Origin of the sequence: Micromonospora sp. LOL_024 (genome assembly GCF_048060415.1) — a bacterium.
Taxonomy (GTDB): domain Bacteria; phylum Actinomycetota; class Actinomycetes; order Mycobacteriales; family Micromonosporaceae; genus Micromonospora.
Window position 1 is genome coordinate 90,723 of sequence record NZ_JBHMIS010000001.1, and the last position, 25,313, is coordinate 116,035.

At 70.8% G+C, this 25,313-nt stretch carries 23 protein-coding genes and 1 pseudogene; 17 read left to right on the forward strand and 7 right to left on the reverse strand.

Going from position 1 to position 25,313, the window contains the following annotated elements:
• Positions 1-18: 18 nt before the first annotated feature.
• The 5 genes from ACFHWY_RS00415 to ACFHWY_RS00435 all read left to right on the forward strand — a co-directional run bounded on the left by ACFHWY_RS00415 (position 19) and on the right by ACFHWY_RS00435 (position 6,951).
• Positions 19-777: a type III pantothenate kinase gene (locus tag ACFHWY_RS00415; protein WP_416578055.1), complete on the forward strand. Its 759-nt coding sequence runs from the start codon at positions 19-21 to the stop codon at positions 775-777.
• A 227-nt stretch (positions 778-1,004) separates the two neighbouring features.
• Complete coding sequence (gene lysS, locus ACFHWY_RS00420) at positions 1,005-2,513, forward strand: lysine--tRNA ligase (protein ID WP_416578056.1); 1,509 nt, start codon at positions 1,005-1,007, stop codon at positions 2,511-2,513.
• Between the two features lie 118 nt (positions 2,514-2,631).
• The gene (locus ACFHWY_RS00425) at positions 2,632-2,982 is read left to right on the forward strand and encodes a histone-like nucleoid-structuring protein Lsr2 (protein WP_416578057.1); all 351 of its coding nucleotides are present in this window, start codon (positions 2,632-2,634) and stop codon (positions 2,980-2,982) included.
• Between the two features lie 437 nt (positions 2,983-3,419).
• Positions 3,420-5,954, forward strand: a complete 2,535-nt coding sequence (locus ACFHWY_RS00430) for an ATP-dependent Clp protease ATP-binding subunit (protein ID WP_416578640.1) — start codon at positions 3,420-3,422, stop codon at positions 5,952-5,954.
• Positions 5,955-6,297: 343 nt separating this feature from the next.
• A complete protein-coding gene (locus ACFHWY_RS00435; protein WP_416578058.1) occupies positions 6,298-6,951 on the forward strand; it encodes a C39 family peptidase in 654 nt (217 codons plus the stop codon).
• Between the two features lie 52 nt (positions 6,952-7,003).
• Here the strand turns inward: ACFHWY_RS00435 and ACFHWY_RS00440 are convergent, their stop codons facing one another.
• On the reverse strand, positions 7,004-7,906 hold the full coding sequence (locus ACFHWY_RS00440) for an A/G-specific adenine glycosylase (protein WP_416578059.1): 903 nt from the start codon (positions 7,904-7,906) through the stop codon (positions 7,004-7,006).
• Positions 7,907-8,002: 96 nt separating this feature from the next.
• Here ACFHWY_RS00440 and ACFHWY_RS00445 point away from each other — a divergent pair, with 96 nt between their 5' ends.
• The 3 genes from ACFHWY_RS00445 (at position 8,003) to ACFHWY_RS00455 (ending at position 9,970) form a co-directional block, all read left to right on the forward strand.
• Positions 8,003-8,515, forward strand: coding sequence for a glycine cleavage system protein R (locus tag ACFHWY_RS00445; RefSeq protein WP_416578060.1), 513 nt, complete (start codon positions 8,003-8,005; stop codon positions 8,513-8,515).
• Between the two features lie 65 nt (positions 8,516-8,580).
• Positions 8,581-9,105: a peptide deformylase gene (locus ACFHWY_RS00450; RefSeq protein WP_416578641.1), complete on the forward strand. Its 525-nt coding sequence runs from the start codon at positions 8,581-8,583 to the stop codon at positions 9,103-9,105.
• Between the two features lie 145 nt (positions 9,106-9,250).
• Positions 9,251-9,970 carry a hypothetical protein gene (locus ACFHWY_RS00455; RefSeq protein WP_416578061.1) on the forward strand — a complete coding sequence of 240 codons (720 nt, stop codon included), beginning with the start codon at positions 9,251-9,253 and terminating at the stop codon, positions 9,968-9,970.
• A gap of 40 nt (positions 9,971-10,010) precedes the next feature.
• On the opposite strand, the gene disA is transcribed toward ACFHWY_RS00455, so the two are convergent.
• The 4 genes from disA to ACFHWY_RS00475 form a co-directional block, all read right to left on the reverse strand.
• Entirely contained in the window at positions 10,011-11,189 is a 1,179-nt protein-coding gene (disA, locus tag ACFHWY_RS00460; RefSeq protein WP_416578062.1) for a DNA integrity scanning diadenylate cyclase DisA, read from the reverse strand.
• A 101-nt stretch (positions 11,190-11,290) separates the two neighbouring features.
• Positions 11,291-12,739 (reverse strand): DNA repair protein RadA, encoded by a 1,449-nt coding sequence (gene radA, locus ACFHWY_RS00465; protein ID WP_416578063.1) that lies wholly within the window; start codon positions 12,737-12,739, stop codon positions 11,291-11,293.
• A gap of 87 nt (positions 12,740-12,826) precedes the next feature.
• Positions 12,827-13,498: a hypothetical protein gene (locus tag ACFHWY_RS00470; RefSeq protein ID WP_416578064.1), complete on the reverse strand. Its 672-nt coding sequence runs from the start codon at positions 13,496-13,498 to the stop codon at positions 12,827-12,829.
• Positions 13,499-13,636: 138 nt separating this feature from the next.
• Positions 13,637-14,524: a UbiA family prenyltransferase gene (locus ACFHWY_RS00475; RefSeq protein ID WP_416578065.1), complete on the reverse strand. Its 888-nt coding sequence runs from the start codon at positions 14,522-14,524 to the stop codon at positions 13,637-13,639.
• Here ACFHWY_RS00475 and ACFHWY_RS00480 point away from each other — a divergent pair.
• The 3 genes from ACFHWY_RS00480 to ACFHWY_RS00490 are packed head-to-tail and all read left to right on the forward strand — an operon-like array spanning position 14,523 to position 17,566.
• Entirely contained in the window at positions 14,523-15,260 is a 738-nt protein-coding gene (locus tag ACFHWY_RS00480) for a methyltransferase domain-containing protein (protein WP_416578066.1), read from the forward strand. The two genes, ACFHWY_RS00475 and ACFHWY_RS00480, sit on opposite strands and share 2 nt — an antisense overlap.
• A 43-nt stretch (positions 15,261-15,303) precedes the next feature.
• On the forward strand, positions 15,304-16,482 hold the full coding sequence (locus ACFHWY_RS00485; RefSeq protein ID WP_416578067.1) for an acyl-CoA dehydrogenase family protein: 1,179 nt from the start codon (positions 15,304-15,306) through the stop codon (positions 16,480-16,482).
• A 34-nt stretch (positions 16,483-16,516) separates the two neighbouring features.
• Positions 16,517-17,566, forward strand: coding sequence for a type III polyketide synthase (locus ACFHWY_RS00490; RefSeq protein ID WP_416578068.1), 1,050 nt, complete (start codon positions 16,517-16,519; stop codon positions 17,564-17,566).
• Between the two features lie 53 nt (positions 17,567-17,619).
• Here the strand turns inward: ACFHWY_RS00490 and ACFHWY_RS00495 are convergent, their stop codons facing one another.
• A complete protein-coding gene (locus ACFHWY_RS00495; RefSeq protein WP_416578069.1) occupies positions 17,620-18,297 on the reverse strand; it encodes a hypothetical protein in 678 nt (225 codons plus the stop codon).
• 437 nt (positions 18,298-18,734) lie between these two features.
• Here ACFHWY_RS00495 and ACFHWY_RS00500 point away from each other — a divergent pair, with 437 nt between their 5' ends.
• The 4 genes and pseudogenes from ACFHWY_RS00500 to ACFHWY_RS00515 all read left to right on the forward strand — a co-directional run.
• Positions 18,735-19,220: a CarD family transcriptional regulator gene (locus tag ACFHWY_RS00500; RefSeq protein ID WP_091626665.1), complete on the forward strand. Its 486-nt coding sequence runs from the start codon at positions 18,735-18,737 to the stop codon at positions 19,218-19,220.
• Between the two features lie 56 nt (positions 19,221-19,276).
• Complete coding sequence (gene ispD / locus ACFHWY_RS00505; protein WP_416578070.1) at positions 19,277-19,972, forward strand: 2-C-methyl-D-erythritol 4-phosphate cytidylyltransferase; 696 nt, start codon at positions 19,277-19,279, stop codon at positions 19,970-19,972.
• Positions 19,973-19,988: 16 nt separating this feature from the next.
• On the forward strand, positions 19,989-20,471 hold the full coding sequence (gene ispF / locus ACFHWY_RS00510; protein ID WP_416578071.1) for a 2-C-methyl-D-erythritol 2,4-cyclodiphosphate synthase: 483 nt from the start codon (positions 19,989-19,991) through the stop codon (positions 20,469-20,471).
• Between the two features lie 10 nt (positions 20,472-20,481).
• A pseudogene (locus ACFHWY_RS00515) lies at positions 20,482-21,120 on the forward strand (tetratricopeptide repeat protein); the annotation flags it as partial.
• Between the two features lie 746 nt (positions 21,121-21,866).
• Here the strand turns inward: ACFHWY_RS00515 and ACFHWY_RS00520 are convergent.
• Entirely contained in the window at positions 21,867-23,033 is a 1,167-nt protein-coding gene (locus tag ACFHWY_RS00520) for a homogentisate 1,2-dioxygenase (protein ID WP_416578072.1), read from the reverse strand.
• An 83-nt stretch (positions 23,034-23,116) separates the two neighbouring features.
• On the opposite strand from ACFHWY_RS00520, the gene ACFHWY_RS00525 reads away from it, so the two are divergent.
• Complete coding sequence (locus ACFHWY_RS00525; protein ID WP_416578073.1) at positions 23,117-23,983, forward strand: hypothetical protein; 867 nt, start codon at positions 23,117-23,119, stop codon at positions 23,981-23,983.
• Positions 23,980-25,188 (forward strand): fumarylacetoacetase, encoded by a 1,209-nt coding sequence (fahA, locus tag ACFHWY_RS00530; protein ID WP_416578074.1) that lies wholly within the window; start codon positions 23,980-23,982, stop codon positions 25,186-25,188. Before ACFHWY_RS00525 ends, fahA begins: the two co-directional genes overlap by 4 nt.
• Positions 25,189-25,313 lie beyond the last annotated feature (125 nt).

The window sequence follows — 25,313 nt, forward strand, 5'->3', positions numbered from 1 at the left end:
CCCGTCTAGGCTGCGTGCGTGCTGCTCTGCATCGACATCGGGAACACCAACACCGTGCTGGCGACCTTCGACGGCGACAAGCTGGTGCACTCCTGGCGGATCAAGACCGACGCCCGTTCGACCGCCGACGAGTTGGGCCTGATGTTCCGGGGACTGCTCGCCGGAGACGCGGTGGAGATCACCGGAGTGGCCGCCTGCTCGACCGTCCCGGCCGCCCTGCGTTCGCTGCGCACCATGCTGACCCGCTACTACGGGGAACTGCCGAGCGTGATCGTCGAGCCCGGGGTACGCACCGGGGTGCAGTTGGCCATCGACAACCCGAAGGAGGTCGGTGCCGACCGGGTGGTGAACACGCTGGCCGCGTACACCCTCTTCGGTGGGCCGTCGATCGTGGTCGACTTCGGCACCACCACCAACTTCGACGTGATCAGCGATCGGGGCGAGTTCCTCGGTGGGGCGTTCGCGCCGGGCATCGAGATCTCCTTCGACGCGCTCGCCGCCCGCGCCGCCCAGCTGCGCAAGGTCGAGGCCACCAAGCCTCGATCGGTGATCGGCAAGAACACCGTCGAGTGCCTCCAGGCGGGGCTGTACTTCGGCTTCGCCGGGCAGGTGGATCGGATCGTCGAGCGGATGGCGGCCGAGCTGGGTGGGCTGAAGGCGGTCATCGCCACCGGCGGGTTGGCGCCGCTGGTGCTCAACGAGTGCCGGACGATCACGCACCACGAACCGATGATCACGCTGATCGGGTTGCGCATGGTGTACGAGCGGAACGTCTGACGGGCTGCCCGGAAACCCTCCGGGTGGTACGCGTCATCCGTCCCGTTGGGCGGGCGGCTTGCGGACAGCGGGGCCGGAACCGGTCGCACTGGGCGGCGGCCACGCCGGACGAGAGGGCGGCGGTGGGGTTGGTCATGACCGGCAGGCTATCCAGTAACGGTCGACCGGGCGCTTGAGTACGCTCGGGGCCTGACCCCGCCCGAAATCTCCCGCCGAGGAAGCGTGCCGTGACCCAGCAGAGCCCCGTACCAGTCGACCCCGCCGACGACCTTCCGGAGCAGATGAAGGTCCGCCGGGAGAAGCGGGACCGGATGCTCGCCGACGGCGTCGAGCCGTACCCGCTCAGCTATCCGCGTACCGCCACCTTGGCGGAGGTGCGGCAGCGCTACGTGGATCTGCCCACCGACACCGCGACCGGCGACCGTGTCTCGATCACCGGCCGGGTGATTTTCGTCCGGAACTCCGGCAAACTCTGCTTCGCCACGCTGCGGGAGGGCGACGGCACCGAGCTTCAGGCCATGCTGTCGCTGGACCGGGTCGGCGCGGAACGCCTGGAGGACTGGAAGCGCCTGGTCGACCTCGGCGACCATGTCGGGGTCACCGGTGAGGTGATCACCAGCCGCCGGGGTGAGCTGTCGGTGCTGGCGGAGCAGTGGGCGGTCACTGCCAAGGCACTGCGCCCGCTGCCGGTGGCCCACAAGCCGCTCAGCGAGGAGGCCCGGGTCCGGCAGCGCTACGTCGACCTGGTCGTCCGGCCGCAGGCGCGCCAGATGGTGCGCACCCGGGCGGCGACGGTACGAAGTCTGCGCGATTCACTGCACGGGCAGGGCTTCATCGAGGTGGAGACTCCGATGTTGCAGTTGCTTCCCGGTGGCGCGACGGCCCGACCTTTCGTGACACACAGCAATGCGCTCAGCACAGATCTGTATCTCCGAATCGCGCCGGAACTATTTCTCAAGCGGACCGTCGTCGGCGGCGTCGAGCGGGTCTTCGAGATCAACCGCAACTTCCGTAATGAGGGCATCGACTCCTCGCACTCGCCGGAGTTCGCGATGCTGGAGGTGTACCAGGCGTACGGTGACTACAACACCATGGCCGAGTTGACCCGCAATCTGGTGCAGCAGGCGGCGATCGCGGTCAGCGGCTCGACGGTGGTCAGCCATGCCGACGGGCGGGAGTTCGACCTCGGTGGTGAGTGGCGTTCGGTCAGCCTGTTCGGTGTCCTTTCCGAGGCGCTGGGCGAGGAGGTCGGCGTCCACACCGAGCGCACCCGCCTGGTCGAGTACGCGGACAAGGTTGGCCTCGGCGTCGATCCCCGGTGGGGGCCGGGCAAGCTCGCCGAGGAGCTCTTCGAGGAACTGGTCGTTCCCGGTCTTGAGGCGCCCACCTTCGTCCGGGACTACCCGGAAGAGACCAGCCCGCTGACCCGGGGCCACCGCGGCGAGCCGGGGCTGACCGAGAAGTGGGACCTGTACGTGCTCGGGTTCGAGCTGGCCACCGCGTACTCGGAGCTGGTCGACCCGGTGGTGCAGCGGGAACGGCTGGTCACGCAGGCGCAGCTGGCCGCCCGGGGCGACGCCGAGGCGATGCGACTGGACGAGGACTTTCTCCGGGCGATGGAGTACGGAATGCCGCCGTCCGGTGGTATGGGAATGGGAATCGACCGGCTCCTGATGGCGCTGACCGGCCTGGGAATTCGGGAAACCATCCTCTTCCCCTTGGTCCGCCCCGAGTAGTCTCACAAGGACCTGCCGTGTTGTTGCCGCATCCTATTGACGCGGCAAGCATCTCACGGGTTATTGTGCTCTTGCGGTTGGCAGGCGCAAGCAACCCTGCTCGAAAGGAATGTGGGACGTGGCCAAGCAGATCATTCACAAGCTGGTTGATGACCTGGACGGCGGGGACGCGGACGAGACCGTCAAGTTCGCGCTCGATGGTGTTCAGTACGAGATCGACCTGTCGGGTTCGAACGCAGAGAAATTGCGTGACGTATTCGCCCAGTACATCGCCCACGGCACCAAGGTCGGTCGCGGCGGTGTGGTCGTCGGTGGGCGTGCCGCCCGTGGCAGGGGCGGCGCGACCGCTGACCGGGAGCAGAACAAGGCGATCCGGGCGTGGGCCCGCAAGGCCGGTAGGGACATCTCCGACCGGGGCCGGATCCCGCAGGAGATTGTCGAGGAGTACCACTCGAAGGCCGGTCACTGAGACTTGGTGATCGTGGTCGTCCACGACGCCGGTCCGCAGATCTACTGCGGGCCGGCGTCGTCGTCTGCGGGACTCTTCCCGTGCGGCAGGACGTTGTCCACAACCAGTGGATGAGTTGTCCACAGCCTGTGGACGCCGCCGGCGGGACCCGCCGGCGGTCGAAGCGCCTCCTGGTGGCGTCCCTGGCGGTCCCGGCCGCCGACCGAATTTCGCTCTCCGCGTACAGATGCCGTGCCCGGAACACCCGTTGAGCGTGGATGGTTGTGCAAAACGACGCGTACCGGGCCTGCGACGCAGACACACGAGGTCAGCCGAGTCGGCTCGCGGCGATAGAGTAGAGAGGCGCGTACGCCCGTCCCGGGCGCTCGCGTATCCGGCCCCGCCGAAGTCTTGACCACCAAGATCGAGTGCGCACGGCACGTGAGGAGCACGAGGGCATGTTCGAGCGGTTCACCGACCGAGCGCGACGGGTTGTCGTCCTGGCCCAGGAAGAGGCCCGGATGCTCAACCACAACTACATCGGTACTGAACACATTCTGTTGGGCCTGATCCATGAGGGTGAGGGTGTTGCGGCGAAGGCTTTGGAGAGTCTTGGTATCTCTCTGGAGGGTGTCCGTCAGCAGGTCGAGGAGATTATTGGTCAGGGTCAGCAGGCGCCGAGCGGGCATATTCCGTTCACGCCGCGGGCCAAGAAGGTGTTGGAGCTGTCGCTGCGTGAGGCGCTGCAGTTGGGTCACAACTACATCGGTACTGAGCACATTCTGCTGGGGTTGATCCGTGAGGGTGAGGGCGTCGCCGCGCAGGTGTTGGTGAAGCTTGGTGCGGATCTGAACCGGGTGCGTCAGCAGGTGATTCAGTTGCTGTCGGGTTATCAGGGCAAGGAGCCGGCTGCGGCGGGTGCCGCGCCGGGTGAGGCGGCGCCGTCGACGAGTTTGGTGTTGGATCAGTTCGGTCGGAACCTGACTCAGGCGGCCCGGGAGGGCAAGCTTGATCCGGTGATTGGGCGGGAGAAGGAGATTGAGCGGGTGATGCAGGTGCTCTCCCGCCGGACGAAGAACAACCCGGTCCTGATCGGTGAGCCCGGTGTCGGGAAGACTGCTGTGGTGGAGGGGCTGTCCCAGAAGATCATTAAGGGTGAGGTGCCCGAGACGCTGAAGGACAAGCAGCTCTACACGCTTGATCTGGGTGCGTTGGTGGCTGGTTCGCGGTATCGCGGTGACTTCGAGGAGCGCCTGAAGAAGGTGTTGAAGGAGATTCGTACCCGCGGCGACATCATTCTGTTCATCGACGAGATTCATACTTTGGTGGGTGCGGGTGCCGCCGAGGGCGCGATCGACGCGGCGAGCATCCTCAAGCCGATGTTGGCCCGGGGTGAGCTGCAGACCATCGGTGCGACCACGCTGGATGAGTACCGCAAGCATTTGGAGAAGGACGCCGCGCTGGAGCGGCGGTTCCAGCCGATTCAGGTGGGTGAGCCGTCGCTGGCGCACACCATCGAGATTTTGAAGGGTCTGCGGGACCGGTACGAGGCCCACCATCGGGTGAGTATCACCGACGCGGCGCTTGTGGCTGCCGCGACTCTGGCTGATCGGTACATCTCCGACCGGTTCCTGCCGGACAAGGCGATCGATCTTATTGACGAGGCGGGTGCCCGGATGCGGATCCGTCGGATGACCGCGCCGCCGGATCTTCGTGACTTCGACGAGCGTATCGCGCAGGTGCGTCGGGACAAGGAGTCCGCGATCGACGCGCAGGACTTCGAGCGTGCCGCCCAGTTGCGGGACAAGGAGAAGCAGCTGCTGGGTCAGAAGGCGCAGCGGGAGAAGGAGTGGAAGGCCGGCGACCTGGACGTCGTCAGTGAGGTCGACGACGAGCAGATCGCCGAGGTGTTGGGTAACTGGACGGGTATCCCGGTCTACAAGCTGACCGAGGAGGAGACCTCGCGTCTGCTGCGCATGGAGGACGAGCTGCACAAGCGCGTCATCGGGCAGGAGGACGCGGTCAAGGCGGTCTCGAAGGCGATTCGGCGTACCCGGGCCGGCTTGAAGGACCCGAAGCGTCCGTCGGGTTCGTTCATTTTCGCCGGCCCGTCCGGGGTTGGTAAGACCGAGCTGTCGAAGGCCCTCGCGGAGTTCCTGTTCGGGTCCGAGGACGCGCTGATCCAGCTCGACATGTCGGAGTTCCACGACCGGTACACGGTTTCTCGGCTGGTGGGTGCCCCTCCCGGCTACGTGGGCTACGACGAGGGTGGGCAGCTGACGGAGAAGGTGCGGCGTCGGCCGTTCAGCGTGGTGTTGTTCGACGAGATCGAGAAGGCCCACCCGGACGTGTTCAACACGCTGCTGCAGATCCTGGAGGACGGGCGGCTCACCGACGGTCAGGGCCGGATCGTGGACTTCAAGAACACGGTCATCATCCTGACCACCAACCTCGGTACCCGGGACGTCGCCAAGGCGGTGTCGTTGGGTTTCCAGGCGTCGGAGGACTCCGACTCGAACTACGAACGAATGAAGCAGAAGGTCAACGACGAGCTCAAGCAGCACTTCCGGCCTGAGTTCCTCAACCGGATCGACGACACCATCGTCTTCCACCAACTGCGTCAGAACGAGATCCTCCAGATCGTCGACATCATGATCCAGCGCATCGAAACCCAGCTGCGTAACAAGGACATGGGCCTGGAGTTGACCGACAACGCCAAGAAGTACCTGGCACTCAAGGGCTTCGACCCGGTACTGGGCGCGCGGCCCCTGCGCCGCACCATCCAACGCGACATTGAGGACAACCTCTCCGAGCGGATCCTGTTCAACGAGCTGACCCCCGGTCAGATCGTCGTGGTCGACTGTGAGGGCGACCCCAACGACATCGACAAGTCCAAGCTCGTCTTCCACGGATCCGACCGGCCGGCCCAGGTGCCGGACGCCGTGCCGGCTGACCTCGGCGGCAGTACCACGCCGGCGAGTGCGGACGAGTAGGTCTCAGGCAGCGCAGCAGCGGCCCGGTGGCGATTGCCACCGGGCCGCCGTTGTGGGCTGCTTCTAGACAAGACCGACAGAATTCGCGTCTCCGCGGGCCGTGTCGTGTGACTGCCGTCACGATTTGTCGGGGCATGGACCCCGGCCGGGGGCCGTTGTACAGGGGGTAACGCAACGGCCGCCTTCGAGGTGCCCGGAATGCCGGGCAAACCGGAGCCGTTGCATCCAGGCCGGCAGCCAAAGGCCCAGGCCGCACTTCGGGCGCTCGGCTCTCCCTCCCGACGCGGTATCCACACCCCCCCCTTCAGGTGTCGTGTCGATCCCCCGAGACGGAAGGTGAACGATGATGACTACGTTGGTTCGTAAAGCAGTCCTGACCGCGGCCGGTGCCGTCTGTGCCGGTGGGATGATCGCCGGACCGGTGGGCGCGATAGCCGCTCCGCACAGCGCCAACCCGCTGGCCGCCGTCGTCGATCGTGGGCACGGCAACGGCGAGCGGCAGCTGAGCGTGCGCTACGAGGCGCAGCCGAACTTCTACTACTGTGGCCCCGCAGCGGTGCGCAACGCCCTGACGACCATGGACAAGGACGTCTCCCAGGACGACCTGGCCCGGGAGATGGGCACCACGGAGCGGGGCACCGACTCCGCGCACCTGATCACCGAGGCGCTGAACAACAAGGCCGGTGAGGACGTCTACCGTACGGTGGAGATCCCCGGCAGGGCAGCGGACGATGCCCAGACCGACCGGCTGCGGGCCGACATCATCCGCGCCGTCGACGACGGCCGGGGTGTGGTCGCCAACGTCATCGGGACCGCCTCGGACACCGACGGCGTGAGCCACTCGTTCGAGGGCGGTCACTACATCTCGGTGACCGGCTACCGGGACGACGGCGACCAGGTGAGGATCGCGGACTCGGCCAACCCCGCCCAGGCCGAGTACTGGATCGATACCGACACGCTGGCCGACTGGGTCGCCAGCCGCGGCTACTCCGCCTGAGCCGACAGCCAGCAAGACCGACGACAGGGCCGGCCTCGTACGGGGCCGGCCCTCAGTCGGCCACCGGCGCTGGCGGACCATCCCCGACCAGGCGGAACGACGTGTCACCGATCGGCTCGACCAACCCGTCGGTGACCAGTCCGGCCAACGCCCGGGCCCGTTGCGCCTCGTCCGGCCACACCTGGTCCAGGCGTTGATGCGGAACCGGGCCGGTCGACTCCCGGAGTATCCCGAGCAGCAGGCCGCGCACCTGGCGGTCGGTTCCCGCGTACCGCTGGGGTCGGCGGGTCGGGCCGACCGGGGCGAGCCGTCCGGAGGCCCGCCAGGCACAGCTCGCGTTGACCGGGCACGCGCCGCAGCGTGGCGATCGGGCGGTGCAGATGACCGCACCCAACTCCATGATCGCCGCACTGGCCAGGGCTGCTGCCGCTGGTTCGAGGGGTAGCAGCTCCTCGGTTGCGACCAGGTCCGCAGGCCGGGTCACCGGACCGGCGTCCGGTTCTCCGGCGACCGCCCGGCAGACCACCCGCCGCACGTTGGTGTCGACCACCGGGTGCCGCTGACCGTACGCGAAGGCGGCCACCGCCCGGGCGGTGTAGGTGCCGACGCCGGGTAGGGCGAGCAACTGCTCCAGCCGGTCCGGCACCTTGCCGCCGTGGCGCTGCACGATGGCCGCCGCGCAGTCGCGCAGCCGTACCGCCCGGCGCGGATAGCCGAGCCGCCCCCACATCCGAATCGCCTCGGCCGGGCTGTCACCGGCCAGGGCGGCCGGCGTCGGCCAGCGGTCCAGCCACGCCTGCCAGGCCGGCAGTACCCGGGCCACCGGGGTCTGCTGGAGCATGACCTCGCTGACCAGGATCGCCCACGGGCTCACCTCGGGCCTGCGCCATGGCAGGTCCCGGGCGTTGTCTTCGTACCACCGGCTCACCTGGCCGGCGAAGGTGCTCTCTGTCATCGCGCCGCCGATGATGTCACGCCGGCCGGTCCCGTCGGTTGGACACCTCCGGGCGTCCGCCGCCGGCCGGCTGCGCTGATCGGGCAGAATGCCCGGATGAACGAGCTGGGGATCACCGTCATCGGCCGGGACCGACCCGGCATCGTGGCCGACGTCGCCGAGGTGCTCGCCCGCCTCGGCGCCAACCTCACCGACAGCACCATGACCCGGCTGCGGGGCCACTTCGCGATGACCCTGATCTGCGTCGGCCCGACCGCCGCGGAGGTCGAGACCGCGCTGGCCCCGCTCGCCGCCGACGGTCAGTTGCTGGCCACCGTACGCGCGGTGACGCCCGACGGCGCGACCCCCTCGGCCGGCGAGCCGTACGTGATGGCGGTGCACGGCGCCGACCGGATGGGCATCGTGGCCGCGATCACCCGGGTGCTGGCCGACGCCGGTGGCAACGTCACCGACCTGAGCACCCGATTGGTGGGATCGCTCTACGTGGTGGTCGCCGAGGTCGAGCTGCCACCGGGGGTGGCCGACGCGCTCGCCGGCCGGCTGGCCGGAGCTGCCGCCGGTCTGGGTGTCGAGGTGAGCCTGCGGCCTGCCGAACCGGACCTGCTGTGAGTGGCGTGCCGGACCGGCCGGACCTGGACCCGCCGGCCGAGACGCACGAGGGTCTCGGCGACTGGATGCCGGAGGTGCTCGGCGCCGGGCGGGTGATCCCGGTGGTCTGCGCCCCGAACGCGGTGCTCAGCCGGGCGGGCGCGCAGGTCGATCCGACCGCTGGGGAGACGGTGCAGTTGGCGGCCGACCTGATCGCCACCATGCGGGTGTCACCCGGCTGCGTGGGTCTGGCCGCCCCGCAGGTGGGGGTGGCCGCCCAGGTTTTCGCGGTGGACGTCACCGGCCACCCCAAGGCGGTGACGTTGCACGGTGCGTTCGCTCTCTGTAACGCCCGGGTGGTGGAGGGGACCCGGTGGAAGGTCGGCCGGGAGGGGTGCATGTCGGTGCCGAACCTGACTGGTGACGTCAAGCGCGCCAGCCGGCTGGTGGTCGAGGGCGCCCTGCCAGGCAGCGGCAAAATTGTGCAACTGGTGACGGACGGTTTCGAGGCGCGGGCGCTGCAACACGAGATCGACCACTGCACCGGCCTGCTCTTCCTGGACCGGGTCGCCGGCGCCCACGCGATCTACCAACGCAAGGTCTACCTGTGAGCCGGACAGCCCGTCCCAATCGGTGACTCGATGGGTCCTGTCCCGTCCCCGAACGTCGACATAGGAGAGTCAGGTTCGGAAGGGCGCATGTGCCACGGCGCGTCGCAACCGTCCGTCCCTCACGACGCCGCTACGGTGGGGCATCATGCGTCTGACGGTCGGCCCCCTGTCTCCCACCGTGTACTGGCGGCGTCGCGCCGTCGTGCTCGGCGCGGTTCTGCTGTTCCTGGTTGTCCTGGTCCACTCGTGTAACGGGCAGGACGGCGGCAACGACGCGACCGGCAACGGTGAGTCCGATCCGGGCGTGGCGACCGGCACTCCGACGCCCACCGGACCGGTGCTGACCCCGCAGACCGGTTCACCCCCGTCGGGCGACGCCGGCGCCGACCCGTCCATCCCGCCGGGCGACGACCCCGATACCGAGCCGAGCCTCAGCAACGATCCGCCAGCGGTCGATCCGGCGTCGGACAGTGGCACCTGCGCCGACACCGAACTCTCGGTGACGGCCTTGGCCCTTCCCGGGCAGGTCGCCGCCGGTGCCGCTGTCGATCTTCACCTAAAGGTCCGCAACCGGTCCGACCGTACGTGCAGCCGTGATGTCGGCGCGACCGCCCAGGAGCTGTACATCAAGTTCGGCGCCGAGGTGGTCTGGTCGTCGGACACCTGCGGCACCGCCTCCGGCTCGGACGTGCAGTCCTTCACTCCCGGATTTGAACGCGCCTACCAGGTCGGCTGGAACGGCAGGCACAGCAGCCGCTGTGCCAACGGACTGGCGAACGGCCCCGTGGTGCGGTCCGGGACGTATGAGGTCTTCGCCCGGGTGGGCACCAAGCTGAGCCAGCCGGCAAAGCTCGTCGTCGGCTAGCCGCAGTACCACGTCGGTCCGGCGGCTAAACCGACGCCGGTCAGACGTAGCGCTCCAGAATGGACGCCTCCGCGAGGCGGGACAACCCCTCGCGTACGCCCCGGGCCCGGGCGTCGCCGACACCCTCGACGGTCTGTAGATCCTCCACCGTGGCACCCAGCAACCGCTGGAGGCTGCCGAAATGCACCACCAGCCGGTCCACGACCGCCACCGGAAGGCGGGGCACCTTGGCCAACAGCCGGAACCCCCGCGGGCTGACCGCCGCCTCCAGCGCGTCCGTGGCCGCCGGGTAGCCGATCGCCTTGGCGACGGAGACCAGATCGATCAGCTCGGTCGCACTGAGCAGGTCCAGCTCGACCAGTGCCTCGTCGAGCGTGCGGGGCCTGCGGCCAGCCGGCAGGTAGTCCCGGATGACAAGGGTGCGGTCGGCGTCCACGCCGGCCATCAGCTCGTCCAGTTGCAGGGCGAGCAGCCGGCCGTCGGTGCCCAGCTCGACAACGTACCCGGCGATCTCGTCCGCGATCCGGCGGACCATCTCCAGCCGCTGCACCACGGCCACCGCGTCCCGCACGGTGACCAGGTCCTCAATCTCCAGAGCGGAGAGGGTGCCGGAAACCTCGTCCAGGCGAAGCTTGTACCGCTCAAGGGTGGCCAGCGCCTGGTTCGCCCGGGAGAGGATCGCCGCCGAGTCGTCCAGCACGTGGCGCTGACCGTTGACGTAGAGGCTGATGATCCGCATCGACTGGCTGACCGAGATCACCGGGTAGCCGGTCTGCCTGGCAACCCGCTCCGCGGTGCGGTGCCGGGTGCCCGACTCCTCCGTCGGGATGGTCGGGTCGGGCATCAGGTGCACCGCCGCCCGGACGATCCGGGTGCCGTCGCTGGAGAGCACCACCGCGCCGTCCATCTTGCACAGCTCACGGACCCGGGTCGCGGAGAACTCGACGTCCAGCGGAAAGCCGCCGGTGCACAGGCCCTCGACCACCTTGTCGTAGCCGAGCACGATCAGCGCGCCCGTCCGCCCGCGCAGGATGCGTTCGAGCCCGTCGCGCAGCGCGGTGCCCGGCGCCATCAGGGCCAGGTTGGCGCGGAGCGGGTCGCCGGTGCCGCCGCCCCCGGTCACGCTCACGCTGATCGGACGGGCTGGCGAGCCCACGAGGCTGGTGCGGGCGTGCGGTGTCGCGCCGGCAGGCTTGGTGGTGTCGCGGTCGATCGGCACCGGCACAGTCTACGGACTGCCCTGCGGTGGGTGCTCTCGTGGTTACTGTGATGTGTCACGATTCGGCCCCACCCGTCCGCGCCGTCCACCAGAGACGCGGCTCACTCCGCCGATGCCCGAGCCGCGGCCTGCAACGCCGACCGAACGTCGCCGACTTCGATCACCCGCATCTGCTCAGGGCCGGCGCCGGTGCTCGCGGGCCCGCAGTCGGGCGGCACCAGAGCCAGCCGGAAGCCGAGCCGGGCGGCCTCGGCCAGCCGGCGTGGCACCGCGCCCACCCGTCGAACCTCACCGGTCAGGCCGACCTCGCCGATCGCCACCAGGTGGGGGACGATCGCCAGGTTGAGCCCGCCGGAGGCGACGGCGAGGGCGACGGCCAGGTCGGCTGCCGGCTCCACCACCCGGATGCCGCCTACGGTGGCGGCGAAGACCTCCCGGTCGTGCAGGGTGAGTCGTTCGGTCCGGCGCTGGAGAACCGCCAACACCATCGCGAGCCGGGCCGAGTCCAGGCCCGAGACGGTCCGCCGGGGAGAGCCCGCGACCGTCGCGCCGATCAGGGCCTGCACCTCCGTGACCAGTGCCCGGCGACCCTCCATCGCGACCGTCACGCAGGTGCCCGGCACCGGCTCGGCGTAGCGGGTCAGGAACAACCCGGACGGGTCGGCGAGGCTGCTGATGCCGCCCTCGTGCATCTCGAAGCAGCCGACCTCGTCGGCGGCGCCGAACCGGTTCTTCACCCCGCGCACCATCCGCAGCGACGAGTGCTTGTCGCCCTCGAAGTGCAGCACCACGTCGACCAGGTGCTCCAGCACGCGCGGGCCGGCGACCTGGCCGTCCTTGGTGACGTGCCCGACCAGCACGATCGCTATCCCGCGTTCCTTGGCGACCGCGACCAGGGCGGCGGTGACGGCCCGGACCTGGGTCACTCCGCCCTGCACCCCCTCGCCGGTGGCGGAGATGGTCTGCACCGAGTCGAGGACGAGCAGGCCGGGCTTGACGACGTCGAGGTGGCCGAGCACCGCCGCGAGGTCGCTCTCGGCGGCCAGGAAGAGTTGGTCGTGCAGAGTGCCCATCCGCTCGGCGCGCAGCCGTACCTGGCTGACCGACTCCTCGCCGCTGACCACCAGTGACGGGCTGCCCGCCCCGGCCGCCCACTGTTGGGCGACGTCGAGCAGCAGGGTGGACTTGCCGACTCCCGGCTCGCCGGCGAGCAGCACCACCGCGCCGGGCACCAGGCCGCCACCGAGGACCCGGTCGAGCTCGCTCACCCCGGTGGGCCGCGCCCGGGCCGGCGCCGCGCTGATGGTGGCGATGGGTCGAGCCGGCTCGGCGGGCACCCGGGAGCTGACCACCCGCCCGGACACGGTCGGGCCGGAATTGGTGCACTCGATCACCGAGCCCCACTCGCCGCACTCGGGGCAGCGCCCAACCCACTTCGGTGGCTGGTGACCGCAGGCGTCGCACTCGTAGGCGGGACGAGGCTCGCGTGCGGCGGCCCTGCCTCGCCCGCCGGCCGGGGCACGGGAGGGGGTCGATCGGGAGATGCTCACCCGAGGGACGCTAGACCCCCGGTACGACGGCACCGCCGTCGGCGTGGATTCACCACGCCGACGCGGCGGAGAATTGTGGAACGGGGCTCAGTGGCCGCCCTCGCCCTCGCCCTCATACTCGGTGTGCCGCTCGATGATCGGCGACGGCTGCGGGGCGGGACTGAGTGGCACGGCTACCGGGGCGGCAGCCGTGACCGTGTCGCCGCCGCCGAAGTCGAAGGTCAGCGTGACGGTCTGGCCCGCGAGCAAGGCTCCGCTCAGACCGACGAGCTGTAGAACCTGCTCACCCTCGGTGTTGAGCTGGACGAAGCTGAGTGGCGAAATCTCGATCCGGGCCGGGCCGGCGGCAGGGGATCCGGAAGGACCGGGGGAGGGCGAGCCGTCCGGGGACTCCGGCGACGGGGAGGTGGTCGGCGACGGGTTGGTCGCGGCGTCGACCGTGGTCAGCACCACCTCGCGGGCGTCCGGTGAGGTCACGGTCACGGTGAGCGGATCGGGCGACTCGTTGTAGAAGACCACGTTGAGCACGGCGTCGTCGCCAGCTTGGTAGCCCTCAAGACCGGGGTAGGCGACGAGGGCGCTGCGTACGCCGTACTTCCCGTCGCCGGCCTGGATGTTCGCGCCCTGGATCGACGGCACCTTGTTGGCCGTCTCGGAGATCTGGCCGGAGCCGCAACCGGACAGCAGCAGCCCCGCTGCCGCCGCGATCCCGGGCAGCAACACGCCAGCTCGCCGGGAACCCCTGATCGAGCGCGTCACGTCGGTCCTCCTCCACACGATCACCCCGGCTACGCCGCCGGACCCGCTGGCCATGCCCGCGCATACCGCGCTCCAGGGTAGTTGGGGCTGCTCGAGACCCGCACGCCGACCCTGAGCTGCCACCTGCGGGAGTGAGGCTCAGATGAGCCGACCACTCGTGACCAGCAGGGCGACGTCGATCAGCGCGACCAGCATCACGGCCCGGAAGGCGACCACCGGTCGGGCCACCGCCCGGTTGGCGGCACGGCCCGCGTACCAGGCCAGGAAGAAGATCACGACGGCGGCGGCGATCGCCGCGAGCCCCACGCCCGACGGTGGGCCGGGCGGCCCCAGCACCAGCGTGCCGGTTGCCGCGATCAACAACCCGACGGCAGCGGCCCGGCTACCCGTCGGGCCGAGCCGGTGCGGCAACCCGCGTACCCCCGTGCGGGCATCGTCGGTGAGGTCGGGCAGCACGTTGGCGAAGTGCGCGCCGGCGCCCAGCAGCGCCGCGGCGGACACCAGCCACACCGGCGGTGCCGGTGCGCCGGGCAGCGCCAGCACCACGAAGGCGGGCAGTGCCGCGAAGGACACCGCATACGGCAGCACCGAGGCCGGCGTCGACTTCATCGGCCAGTTGTAGAGCAGCGCCGAGACCAGGGCGACGATGGCGCAGAGCGCGGCCAGCGGGTTCGTGGTCAGTGCCAGCGCCACGGTGGCGCCGACGGCCACCGAGGCGGCCACGGTGACCGTGCCCCGGTCGAGGGCGCCGGCGGCCACCGGCTTGTCGGTACGCCCCACCGCGGCGTCCCGGCCGGCGTCGAGCAGGTCGTTGGTCCAGCCGACCGCGAGCTGGCTGGCCGCCACGGTGAGAGCCACCCCGAGGATTGCGCCGGGTGGATGGCCGACGCCGGCCGCGAGTAGACCGGCCACCGTGGTGACCGCCGCGGTTGGCTCCGGATGGCTCGCCCTGACCAGCCCTAACACCGTTGACGACATAACGGAAGTCTGGTCGTTACCGGGGAGTCGTGCCACGCTGCTTGCCATGCGCGATGCCGGCCCGAGCCTGCCCCGCAACGATCCGCGCCAGTACGACGACCTGGCCGGCGAATGGTGGCGGCCCGATGGCGCGTTCGCCATGCTGCACTGGCTGGCGCGGGCACGGGCCGCGCTGGTGCCGCCGGCGGCGCGGCCCGGTGCGCTCCTGGTCGACCTGGGTTGCGGCGCCGGGTTGCTCGCCCCGCACCTGGCCGGCAAGGGTTACCGGCATGTGGGGGTCGACCTGACCCGATCTGCCCTGGCCCAGGCGGTCGCACACGGCATGACGGCGGTCAACGGCGACGCCACGGCGGTGCCGCTCGCCGACCGTTGCGCCGACGTGGTGGCCGCCGGTGAGCTGCTGGAACACGTCCCGAACTGGCGCGCGGCGGTGGCTGAGGCATGCCGTCTGCTGCGCCCTGGCGGCCTGCTGGTGCTGGACACCCTCAACGACACCGCACTGTGCCGGCTGGTGGCCGTGCACATCGCCGAGCGGTTGCCCACCGTACCGCGCGGAATCCACGATCCACGGTTGTTCGTGGACGACCGTGAACTGGTGGCCGAGTGCGCCCGACACGGCGTGGACCTGCGCGTGCGCGGCATCCGTCCGGGCGTGCCCGGGTTGCTGCGCTGGCTGGTCCGTCAGGTGCGTGGTGGCGCTACGCCCGTCGATCGGGCGCCGCACATCGTGCCGGCCCGGTCGACGGCTCTGCTCTACCAGGGCCGCGGGGTGCGCGGCGGATAGCTGATCCCGGTGAGGGGTATGGAATGGGCGAGGAGGGGGTTCCATGAGCCAAGGCGGCAGTACGCGGGCACTGGACGCCGCGCGTCGGCTGGCACCCAGACTGGCGGCCCGAGCCGCCGCACACGACCGGAACGGCTCGTTCCCGGCCAACGACTTCGCGGAGCTGCGCGAGGCCGGGTTGTTCGGGCTGATGGTCCCCGCCGAGCTGGGCGGTGCCGGTGCGTCGTTCGCCGGGTACGCGGCCGTCGCCACCGAGCTGGCACGGGGTAACGGCGCCACCGCACTGGTGTTCAACATGCACGCGTCGGTCACCGGTGCGCTCGGCGCGGTCACCGAGGAGTTGGCCGAGGCGCTCGGCGTACCGGCGGAGGCGCTGGCGGCCCGCGACCGGTTGTTGCGGGCGGCGGCCGAGGGTGCCTGGTACGCGGTGGCTATGAGCGAGCGTGGAGCCGGTGCCCGGCTGTCCCAGTTGGCCACGGTCTACGAGCCGGTCGACGAGGGCTGGCGGATCAAGGGCAGCAAGACCTTTTGCTCGGGTGCCGGTCACGCCGACGGTTACCTGGTGGCCGCCCGCAGCGCCGCCGACCCGTCGATGGTCTCGCAGTTCCTGGTGCCGGCCGGCGACGGGCTGACCGTCGAGCCCACCTGGGACGCCCTCGGCATGCGCGCCACCGCCTCGCACGATCTGCACCTCGACGTCACGGTCCCCACCGACCGGCTGCTCGGCGGGGTGGAGGGTCTGGCGCTGGTGGTCGCCCAGCTCATGCCGCACTGGCTGGTGGCCAGCTATGCAGCCGTCTACGTGGGGGTGGCCCGGGCCGCGATCGACGCGGCTGCGGAGCACCTCAACGCCCGCAGTCTTGCCGGCCTGCCGGCGGTACGTGCCCGGCTGGGGCGCGCCGACGCCTCGGTGGCGGCGGCCCACCTGGTGGTCACGGAGGCGGCTCGTCGGGTCGACGAGGCGCCGGGCGACGCGGAGACAAACCGGTGGGTGTGGCGGGCCAAGCTGCTCGCCGGTACCACCGCGGCGGAGGTGGCCGCGTCCGTGCTGGAGGCGGCGGGTACCTCCGCGACCCGGAGGGGCCACCCGCTTGAGCGTCTCTACCGGGACGCCCGTTGCGGCTCGCTGCACCCGGCCACCTCCGACGTCTGTGCCGACTGGCTCGGCATCGCGGCTCTCGGCGGCGACCCGGACCGTGATGGAGCGACACCTCGTTGGTGAGTGTGGGGAATCCGCGCGAGAGGAAGGTGGAACCGTGTCCGTACCGGTGATCGCGGGCCTGGGCACGGCCCATCCGCCCTCCGCCAATCAGCAGGAGTTGTGGGAGAAATTCTTCTCCGAGCACTACTCGGGTACCACCCGGGCGCTCGCCCAGCGGATCTTCGCCAACTCCGGTGTCACCCGCCGACAGGCGGCGGTCAGTCCGCTGATCGAGGACGTCTCCGACTGGCCGACCGAGCGGCGAATGCGTCGCTACCAGGTCGAGGCGTTGCCGTTGGGCAAGGAGGCGGTCGGGCGGGCGTTGACCACCGCCGGCCTGCACGCCGGTGACATCGGGCTCTTCGTGGTCTGTTCGTGCACCGGGTACGCGACGCCGGGGCTGGACATCCTGCTCGCCCGGGACCTGGGCATGGCACCGTCGACCCAGCGGATGTTCGTCGGCCACATGGGCTGCTACGCGGCCCTTCCGGGGCTGGGGGCGGCGAGCGATTTCGTCACCGCCCGAGGGCGTCCGGCGCTGTTGCTCTGCGCCGAGCTGACCAGCCTGCACCTACAGCCTTCGTCGGCCCGGGTGGACACCCAGCAGATCGTGTCACACGCCCTCTTCTCGGACGCCGCGGTCGCGGTGGTGGTCGTCCCTGGCGGCCGGGGGTACGCCGTTCGTGAGGTCGCTTCGGTTACCGACACCTCCACCGCCGACCACATGACCTGGGACGTGACCGACACCGGATTCAGGATGGGCCTGTCGCCCAAGGTGCCGCAGGTGCTGTCGACCCACGTCCGTGGGCTGATCGACGATGTGCTGGCCCGGCACGGCACCGACGTTTCGGGGGTGGACGGTTGGGCCGTACATCCGGGCGGGCCGCGCATCCTCAACGTGGTCGAGCGGGAACTTGATCTGGCACCGGCGGCGCTGGCCGCATCCTGGCAGACTCTGGAGGAGCACGGAAACTGCTCCTCACCGACGGTGCTGCTGATTCTCGACCGCCTGCTCCGATCCGCGCCGTTTCCCCGCCGGGTGGTGATGCTGGCTTTCGGACCCGGGCTCACCCTGTACGCCACGCTGCTGGAGCGCCATCCCTGACCGAGCGCGAGCTACTTCCTTCGAGTTCCACCGTCTTGCACGGGCGGGTGGCCTCAGCCGGTCAGTAGGGCCAGTTCGGCATGGTGGTCGGCGATCGAGTCGAGCTCGGGCAGCACCAGGGTGATTCGCCCGGATCGGTCGGCGAGCAGGGCGGTTACCGTTCTCTGGCTGGCCGGTAGGCGCAGGAAGGCGCGCAGACCGCCGGCCGGATCGGCGAGCGCGCGTACCCGGGTGCCGGTGGGTGCGGCCCGAGGGTGGGCGCCGGCCACCGTGACCACGTTCACCCCGGCCGGCGCCATCGCTGCTGCCTCGGCGACCGCACCGGGGCAGACGCACCCGTCCACCAGCAGCACCACGGCCGGCAGCAGCCCGCGCAGGGCCACCGGTGACTGCTCGACGTCGACCAGGTCGAGGGCTGGTAGCGGGCGGCCGGTCAGCTGCGCCGGTGCCGGGTTGGGAGTGCTGACCCCCGGGCCGGGGGATCGGCCGGCCCGGGGCCAGGTGACCACCGCCAGGCCGACGACGGCGGTCACCACCGCGACGACGAGTACGAGTACGGGGCCGGCCGGTGGACGCCAGCGACGGTGGCGGGCCGACGTCCGGTGGCGTAGCTCGTGACGGAGCTGCTCGGCCTCGTCGGCCAGGGCGGAGGCGTCGTCCGGGACGACCAGTCGGCCCCACTCGGGCGGCAGGTCCGGCATTCCGGGACCGTCGGCGTCAGCCTTGCCCATGACGACTCCCTGGAACCTCGCGGGTGCGCGGACGGGGCACCCGTCCAGGGTCCCGCATCGGGCCCGGTCCCGCCACCGCTGCCCGGACCTGGGCGAGGGGAGATAGCATGGGGTGGGTGCATAGGCCCTGATCCCGGCGTTCGTGCCCCGGAATCTCGGCGCTGCGCCTCGCCAAGCCCGGGGCTCGCGCCAAGTGCGTCTTTGCGCTCGCGTCGACGAGTTTCGACTTTGCGTCTCGGATCTCGATCTTCACGGTGGCCGTGTTCCGGTGGTCATCTTTAGGTAACGGAGCGTGTTCGGATCATCGGCCGGGTCGTCTGTCAAGCCGGAGAAAGACCTCTCACAGGCCCCCTGAGCTGCGCCAACGGTCAGGACAGTCGTGAGACATCGGTGCCTGAGCGTGTTACCCTAGACACAGCGAAAGGGGTTTCGAACCTATGGTTTTCAGTGTCGGCGAGACCGTTGTTTACCCCCACCACGGGGCCGCACTCATCGAGGCAATCGAGACTCGAGTCATCAAGGGTGAGCCCAAGCAGTACCTCGTCCTGAAGGTCGCGCAGGGTGACCTGACGGTCCGGGTGCCGGCCGAGAACGCCGAGATCGTGGGTGTCCGCGAGGTGGTGGGCGAAGAGGGCCTCGGTAAGGTCTTCGACGTTCTGCGGGCTCCGCACACCGAGGAGCCGACCAACTGGTCGCGGCGTTACAAGGCGAATCTGGAGAAGTTGGCCTCCGGAAATCCGCTCAAGGTGGCCGAGGTCGTCCGCGACCTGTGGCGCCGCGAGCGGGAGCGGGGGCTGTCCGCGGGCGAGAAGCGCATGCTCGCCAAGGCCCGCGACATTCTCGTCGGCGAGGTGGCGCTGGCCGAGAAGAGCACCAAGGACGAGGCGGAGACGCTGCTCGACAAGGTCCTTACCGAGGCCTAGTCGGCACAGCATCGTCGTACCCTATTCCTAGCGAAGAAACCATCGAGGACCGCGACGTGACCGCGCAGCTCAATCCGCGCGGTGACGTCGCGGTCCTCGTGCCTGCGGCTGGTGCCGGGGTACGCCTGGGGCCCGGCCGACCGAAGGCGCTACGGCTGTTGGCCGGAGAGCCGCTGCTGGTGCACGCGGTCCGTCGACTGGCCTCGGCCTGGTCGGTGCGCACCATCGTGGTGGCCGCCCCAGTGGCGGAGGTCTCCGCCGTACGCGAACTGCTCGCGCCGGTCGCCCCGGTGACGGTGGTGCCCGGCGGGGCGGAGCGGCAGGCCTCGGTGGCCGCTGCGCTCGCCGCTGTGCCGCCCGGACCGGACATCGTCCTGGTACACGACGCGGCGCGCGCACTTGTCCCGCCCGAGCTGGTGGAGTCGGTGGCCGCCGCGGTGCGGGCGGGCCATCCCGCGGTGATCCCGGTCCTGCCGGTCGTCGACACGATCAAGGAGGTCGACGCGGCCGAAGTTGTGCTCGGCACCGTCGACCGGGCCGCGCTACGCGCCGTGCAGACCCCGCAGGGATTCCGCCGGGCGGTGCTGAGCGCCGCGCACGCCGCCGCCGCGGACGCACTCACCGATGACGCCGGGTTGGTCGAGAAGCAGGGCGTGCCGGTGTACTGTGTGCCCGGCTCGGAGCGGGCCCTGAAGATAACCAGGCCCTTCGACCTGGCGCTGGCCGAGCACCTGCTGGCGACCGGGCGGTAGCGCGTACCCTCAGGTCATGATCGTTCCTCGGGTGGCCATCGGGACCGACGTGCACGCCTACGAGGTCGGCCGGCCGTGCTGGGTGGCCGGCCTGCACTGGCCGGAGCAGGACGGTCTGGCCGGGCACTCCGACGCGGACGTGGCGGCACACGCCGCCTGCAACGCGCTGCTCTCCGCCGCCGGCCTGGGCGATCTCGGCGCGAATTTCGGGGTGGGTCAGCCCGAGTGGGCCGGGGCGAGCGGGGTGGCCCTGCTCACCGAGGCGGCCCGGCGGGTGACCGCCGCCGGTTTCGCCATCGGCAACGTGTCGGTGCAGGTGGTGGGGGACCGTCCGAAGATCGGTCCGCGTCGGGAGGAAGCCCAGCGGGTGCTCTCCGCGGCGGTCGGCGCGCCGGTCGCCGTCGCCGCCGCCACCACCGACGGCCTGGGGTTCACCGGGCGCGGTGAAGGGCTCGCCGGGATCGCCGTTGCCCTGGTGTACGAGCAGCCGAGCGCCTAGGCTCGCCGCGATGTCCGCCGATGTGCCCATCGACCCGCCCGCCGCCGACGGCTACCTCGAACGCGCCACGCTCCTCGCCGAGCTGGGACGTTACGACGAGGCCGTGGCCGAGCTGGGCTTCGCCATCGCCCTCGACCCCACCGCCGCCGAGGTGTCGACGATGCTGGCCCGGGTACAGCTGGCCGCTGGCCGGCCCGCAGAGTCGCTCGCTGCGGCCGAGGCCGCCGTGGCCGCCGCGCCGGGGCAGATTCCCCCGCTTGTCGTGCGCGGGCTGGCCCTCGGTGACCTGGAGCGGTACGTGGAGGCGGCTCGTACCGCCGACGGCATCCTGGCGCTCGGTCCGGAGGACGCGTACGCCCAGCGCAGCGCGGCGGCGATCCTGGCCGGCTCCCGCAACGGGCAGCCTGCGTTGAACGCGGCCTGGCGCGGGGTGGAGCTGGCCCCCGAGGAGCCGCAGGCGCATCTGGTGCTGGGCCTGGTCGCGGCCAACCTGCGGTTGTACGACCTGGCCGAGCGGGCCTACCGGGAGGCGCTGCGGCTCGACCCGAGACTGGTTGAGGTGGGCGACGACGTCGGAGTGCTGCGGCTGGAGCAGCGGCGCTGGATCGCGATGCTGGAGCGGCTGGCCGAGGCCGCGGTGGGTAGCCCGGCCCCGCCGGAGCCCGGCCGACCGGACGCGACCCGACCGGAGGACGCGACCCGACCGGCCGCGACCCGACCGGACGCGACCCGGGACGAGCCCGCGCGGCCCGACCAGGCTCCCGAAGGGCTGAGTCGATCGACGGAGGATCCGAGTGGACGGAACCGCCCTCAGGTCGACGCGAGTGCGGAGCCCTCGGCGTTCGGCGCACCCGGGGTGCTCGGGTCGGGCCAGGTCGGCAGTGGGCCGGGCGGTGCGGGGCCGGCCGTCGCGCGCCGGACCGTGCCGGCCGGTCTGCGGCAGCTCGTGCTCCGGGGTGCCGGCTGGTCGTTGGTGTCGGCGGTGGTGGTCGCCTGCTCCGCCGCGACCGGCCCCGGGTTCTCCCGGCTGGTGGCACTGCTGGCCGCCGTTGGTGGCGGCGCGCTGGTCTGGCGGCAGGCGGCCCGGCTGCCCGGCCTGAGTCGGACCGTCCTGCCCGTTCTGCGCCGCACGGATCGCACACTCGCCGTCGCCGTCTACGCGACGGGCGTCGGACCCGCGTTGATCCTGCTCTACGCCCTGTCCGGTAACCCGTGGCCGCTGGTCCTGGCCGTCGCAGCCGCCACCATCGCGGTCTCGACGGTCTTCTCCCGCCCGGTGGCTTGACCGCCCCCGGCAGCAGCCCTCCCCGTCGATCTAGGGGTAGGTGTCGTCTGTTGATCTCCAGGGACGACGAAAGCCCCTAGATCGACGAGGCTGAGGGGCGAGGGCGGGGGCTAGGGGCGGCGGGCCCAGGTCCAGGCGTACGCCTCGTCTTCGCACTCGGGCGCGGCGTCGCAGAGGTCCAGGGGGCGGAAGGTGTCGACCATCACGGCGAGTTCGTCGAAGAAGTCCGCCCCGATGGAGCGTTCCGCCGCGCCGGGCTGCGGGCCGTGCGTGAAGCCGGACGGGTGCAGCGAGATCGAGCCCTGCTCGATGCCGGAGCCGCGACGGGCCTCGTAGTTGCCGCCGGTGTAGAAGAGCATCTCGTCGGAGTCGACGTTGTGGTGGTGGTACGGCACCGGGATGGCGTCCGGGTGGTAGTCGACCTTCCGGGGCACGAACGAGCAGATCACGAAGTTCGGGCCCTGGAAGGTCTGGTGTACCGGCGGCGGCTGGTGGATCCGACCGGTGATCGGCTCGAAGTCGTGGATGGAGAACGCCCACGGGTAGAGGTGCCCGTCCCAGCCGACCACGTCGAACGGATGGTTGGCGTAGACATGACGAGTCCACCCGCGTCGGTGGCGGACCAGCACCTCCACGTCGGTGCCGTCGACCAGCAGCGCGTTGTCCGGTCCCCGGACGTCGCGTTCGCAGTACGGCGAGTGCTCCAGGAACTGGCCGCGTACGGACAGGTAGCGCTTGGGCGGGCCGATGTGCCCGGCGGCCTCGATCGCCAGTAGTCGGGTCGGCGCGTCGCCGGTGGGCACCAGGCGGTGCACGGTCGACGTCGGGACGATCACGTAGTCGCCGGCGACCGCGTCCAACACCCCGAAGGTCGACTCGACCCGCATCGTGCCCGCCTCGACGTACAGGCAGTGGTCGCCGGTGGCATCGCGGAACAGCGGGGAGGGGCGGTCGGCCAGCACGTAGGCGATCCGCACGTCGTCGTTGGCGAGCAGGTAGCGGCGACCGAGGACCGGGTCGCGTCCGGTGCCGTCGAGCCTGTGGGTGCGCAGGTGCCGGGGCTTGAGCGGCAGGTTTGGCGCCCGGGGGGTCGCGGGCGGGGTGAACACCTCGGCGGCGACGATCGCGGTCGGCGGGTACCGGTGGTAGAGCAGGGACGAGTCGGAGGAGAACCCCTCCTGGCCCATCAACTCCTCGGTGTAGAGGCTGCCGTCGGGCTGCCGGAACTGGGTGTGGCGCTTGCGTGGCAGCTCGCCGACGCTGCGGTAGTACGGCATGTCGCCTCCCGGTCACCAGCTAGCGCGTCCGATAGTCGGACGCTGTTGTCCGCTTCTTGTAGCGTCCCGTAGATTGTTGTCTCGTGTCAACGCAGCTGCCCGCACTCGTCGCCGGCCTGGTCGACGACGCCGCCGTGTTCCCGCCGGGCAGCGCGTCGCTGCCCTACGCCGTGGCCGCCCACCGGCGGCACCGTGCCGCCTGGTACGCCGATCTGGTCGGCCCCCTGTTGCTACCCGCCTCGGCGATCACCACGGGAGAGCTGAGCGGTCTGGTCGATCCGGCCGAGGGTTTCGCCATCGGGCTGATCGGCGACACCGGCCTCGACCGGCTGCCCTTCGCGCTGTCGTTCCTGCCCCCGCTCGGAGTTCTCGCCCGGCAGATCGAGGTGCCGGTCGCCCGGCGCGGCGAGGACCCGCAGCCCGGCCTGGCCGAGCTGGTGAAGCTCACCGAGCGGCTGGACGGCGTGCCCGTCTACGCTGAGATCCCGCTGACCTTCGGGCTGATGGGCGCCCTGGACGCCCTCGCCGACGCGCGGGCCGACGGGCTGCCGGTCGCCGCCAAGTTCCGCACCGGCGGGCTGGCCGTCGAACTGTTCCCCACACCGGTCGAGCTGGCCGCGGTGATCTGCGCCTGCCGGGACCGGAAGCTGCCGTTCAAACTGACCGCCGGGCTGCACCACGCGGTTCGGCAGGTGGACCCGGAGACCGGGTTCACCCATCACGGCTTCGGCAACGTACTCGCCGCCACCCTGGCCGCCGCCGCCGGGGCCGCCGTCAGCACCGTCGCCGAACTGCTCACCGTGCGCGACGAGCGACCGCTGCTCCAGTGCACCGACGGGCGGCACGACTCGGCGCGCCCCCTATGGGTGGGCTTCGGCTCGTGCAGCATTACCGAACCGCTGACCGATCTGATCCGGCTGGGGCTGGTGAACGGGGGCTACGAGGCATGACCGCTGGCAAGAGTTGGGTGACGGGCGCCGACGGATCCGGGTACGGGGTGCACCACCTGCCGTACGGGGTCTTCCGGGCGGGCGACGGCGAGCCGCGGCTCGGCGTACGCGTCGCAGATCTCGTGCTGGACCTGGCCGGCGCGGAGGACGCTGAGCTGGTGCTGGCCGGTGGGGCGCTGGGCCGGCCGACGCTCAACGCCTTCCTGGCACTGGGCCACCCGCAGTGGACCGCCGTGCGGCAGCGGATCACCGAGCTGCTCACCGACGTAGCGTACCGGGCCGCGGTGGAGCCGCTGCTGATCCCGCTGGACGAGGTGCGGATGGAGCTGCCGTTCGAGGTGGCCGACTACGTGGACTTCTACTCGTCCGAGCAGCACGCCGGCAACGTCGGTCTGATATTCCGCCCCGGCCAGCCGCCGCTGCTGCCCAACTGGAAGCACCTGCCGATCGGCTATCACGGGCGGGCCGGCACGGTGGTGGTGTCCGGCACACCGGTGGTGCGCCCGCACGGCCAGCGGCCCAGCGGCGTGGGGCCGGTCTTCGGCCCCACGGCCCGCCTGGACATCGAGGCCGAGGTGGGATTCGTGGTCGGCGTGCCGAGTCCGCTCGGTCGCCGGGTGGCTGCCGCCGACTTCGCCCACCACGTCTTCGGCGTGGTGTTGGTCAACGACTGGTCGGCCCGGGACATCCAGGCGTGGGAGTACCAGCCCCTGGGGCCGTTCCTGGGCAAGTCGTTCGCCACCTCGGTCGCCGCCTGGGTGACCCCGCTGGACGCGCTGCGGCATGCCTTCGTGCCGGCGCCGGAGCAGGACCCGCCGGTCGCCGAGTACCTGCGGGACGAGCCGCGCCGAGGGCTGGACCTGCGGCTGACGGTGAACTGGAACGGCCAGCCGGTGACGCGACCGCCGTTTGCCGGCATGTACTGGACACCGGCCCAGCAACTGGCCCACCTGACCGTCAACGGCGCCTCGTTGCGCACCGGCGACCTGTATGCCTCCGGCACCGTGTCGGGCCCCCGGCGTGACGAGGTGGGCTCGTTCCTGGAGCTCAGCTGGGGCGGCACCGAACCGGTCACCGTCGGCGGCACGGAACGCACCTTCCTCGCTGACGGCGACACGGTGGAGATCACTGCCACCGCCCCCGGCCCGGACGGCCTCGTCATCGAGTTGGGCGAGGTGGCGGGCACCGTCCTGCCTGCTGACTGACCTGAACCCGACACCAGCCCTTGATCGCACCCGCTGTGCGATCGAGGACCGTCACCGGCGTCGTTGATCGCCTCGGAATTCCTGTCGCCACGCTGCGCCGGGCCGACCGGTGCCCCCCGTTCCGG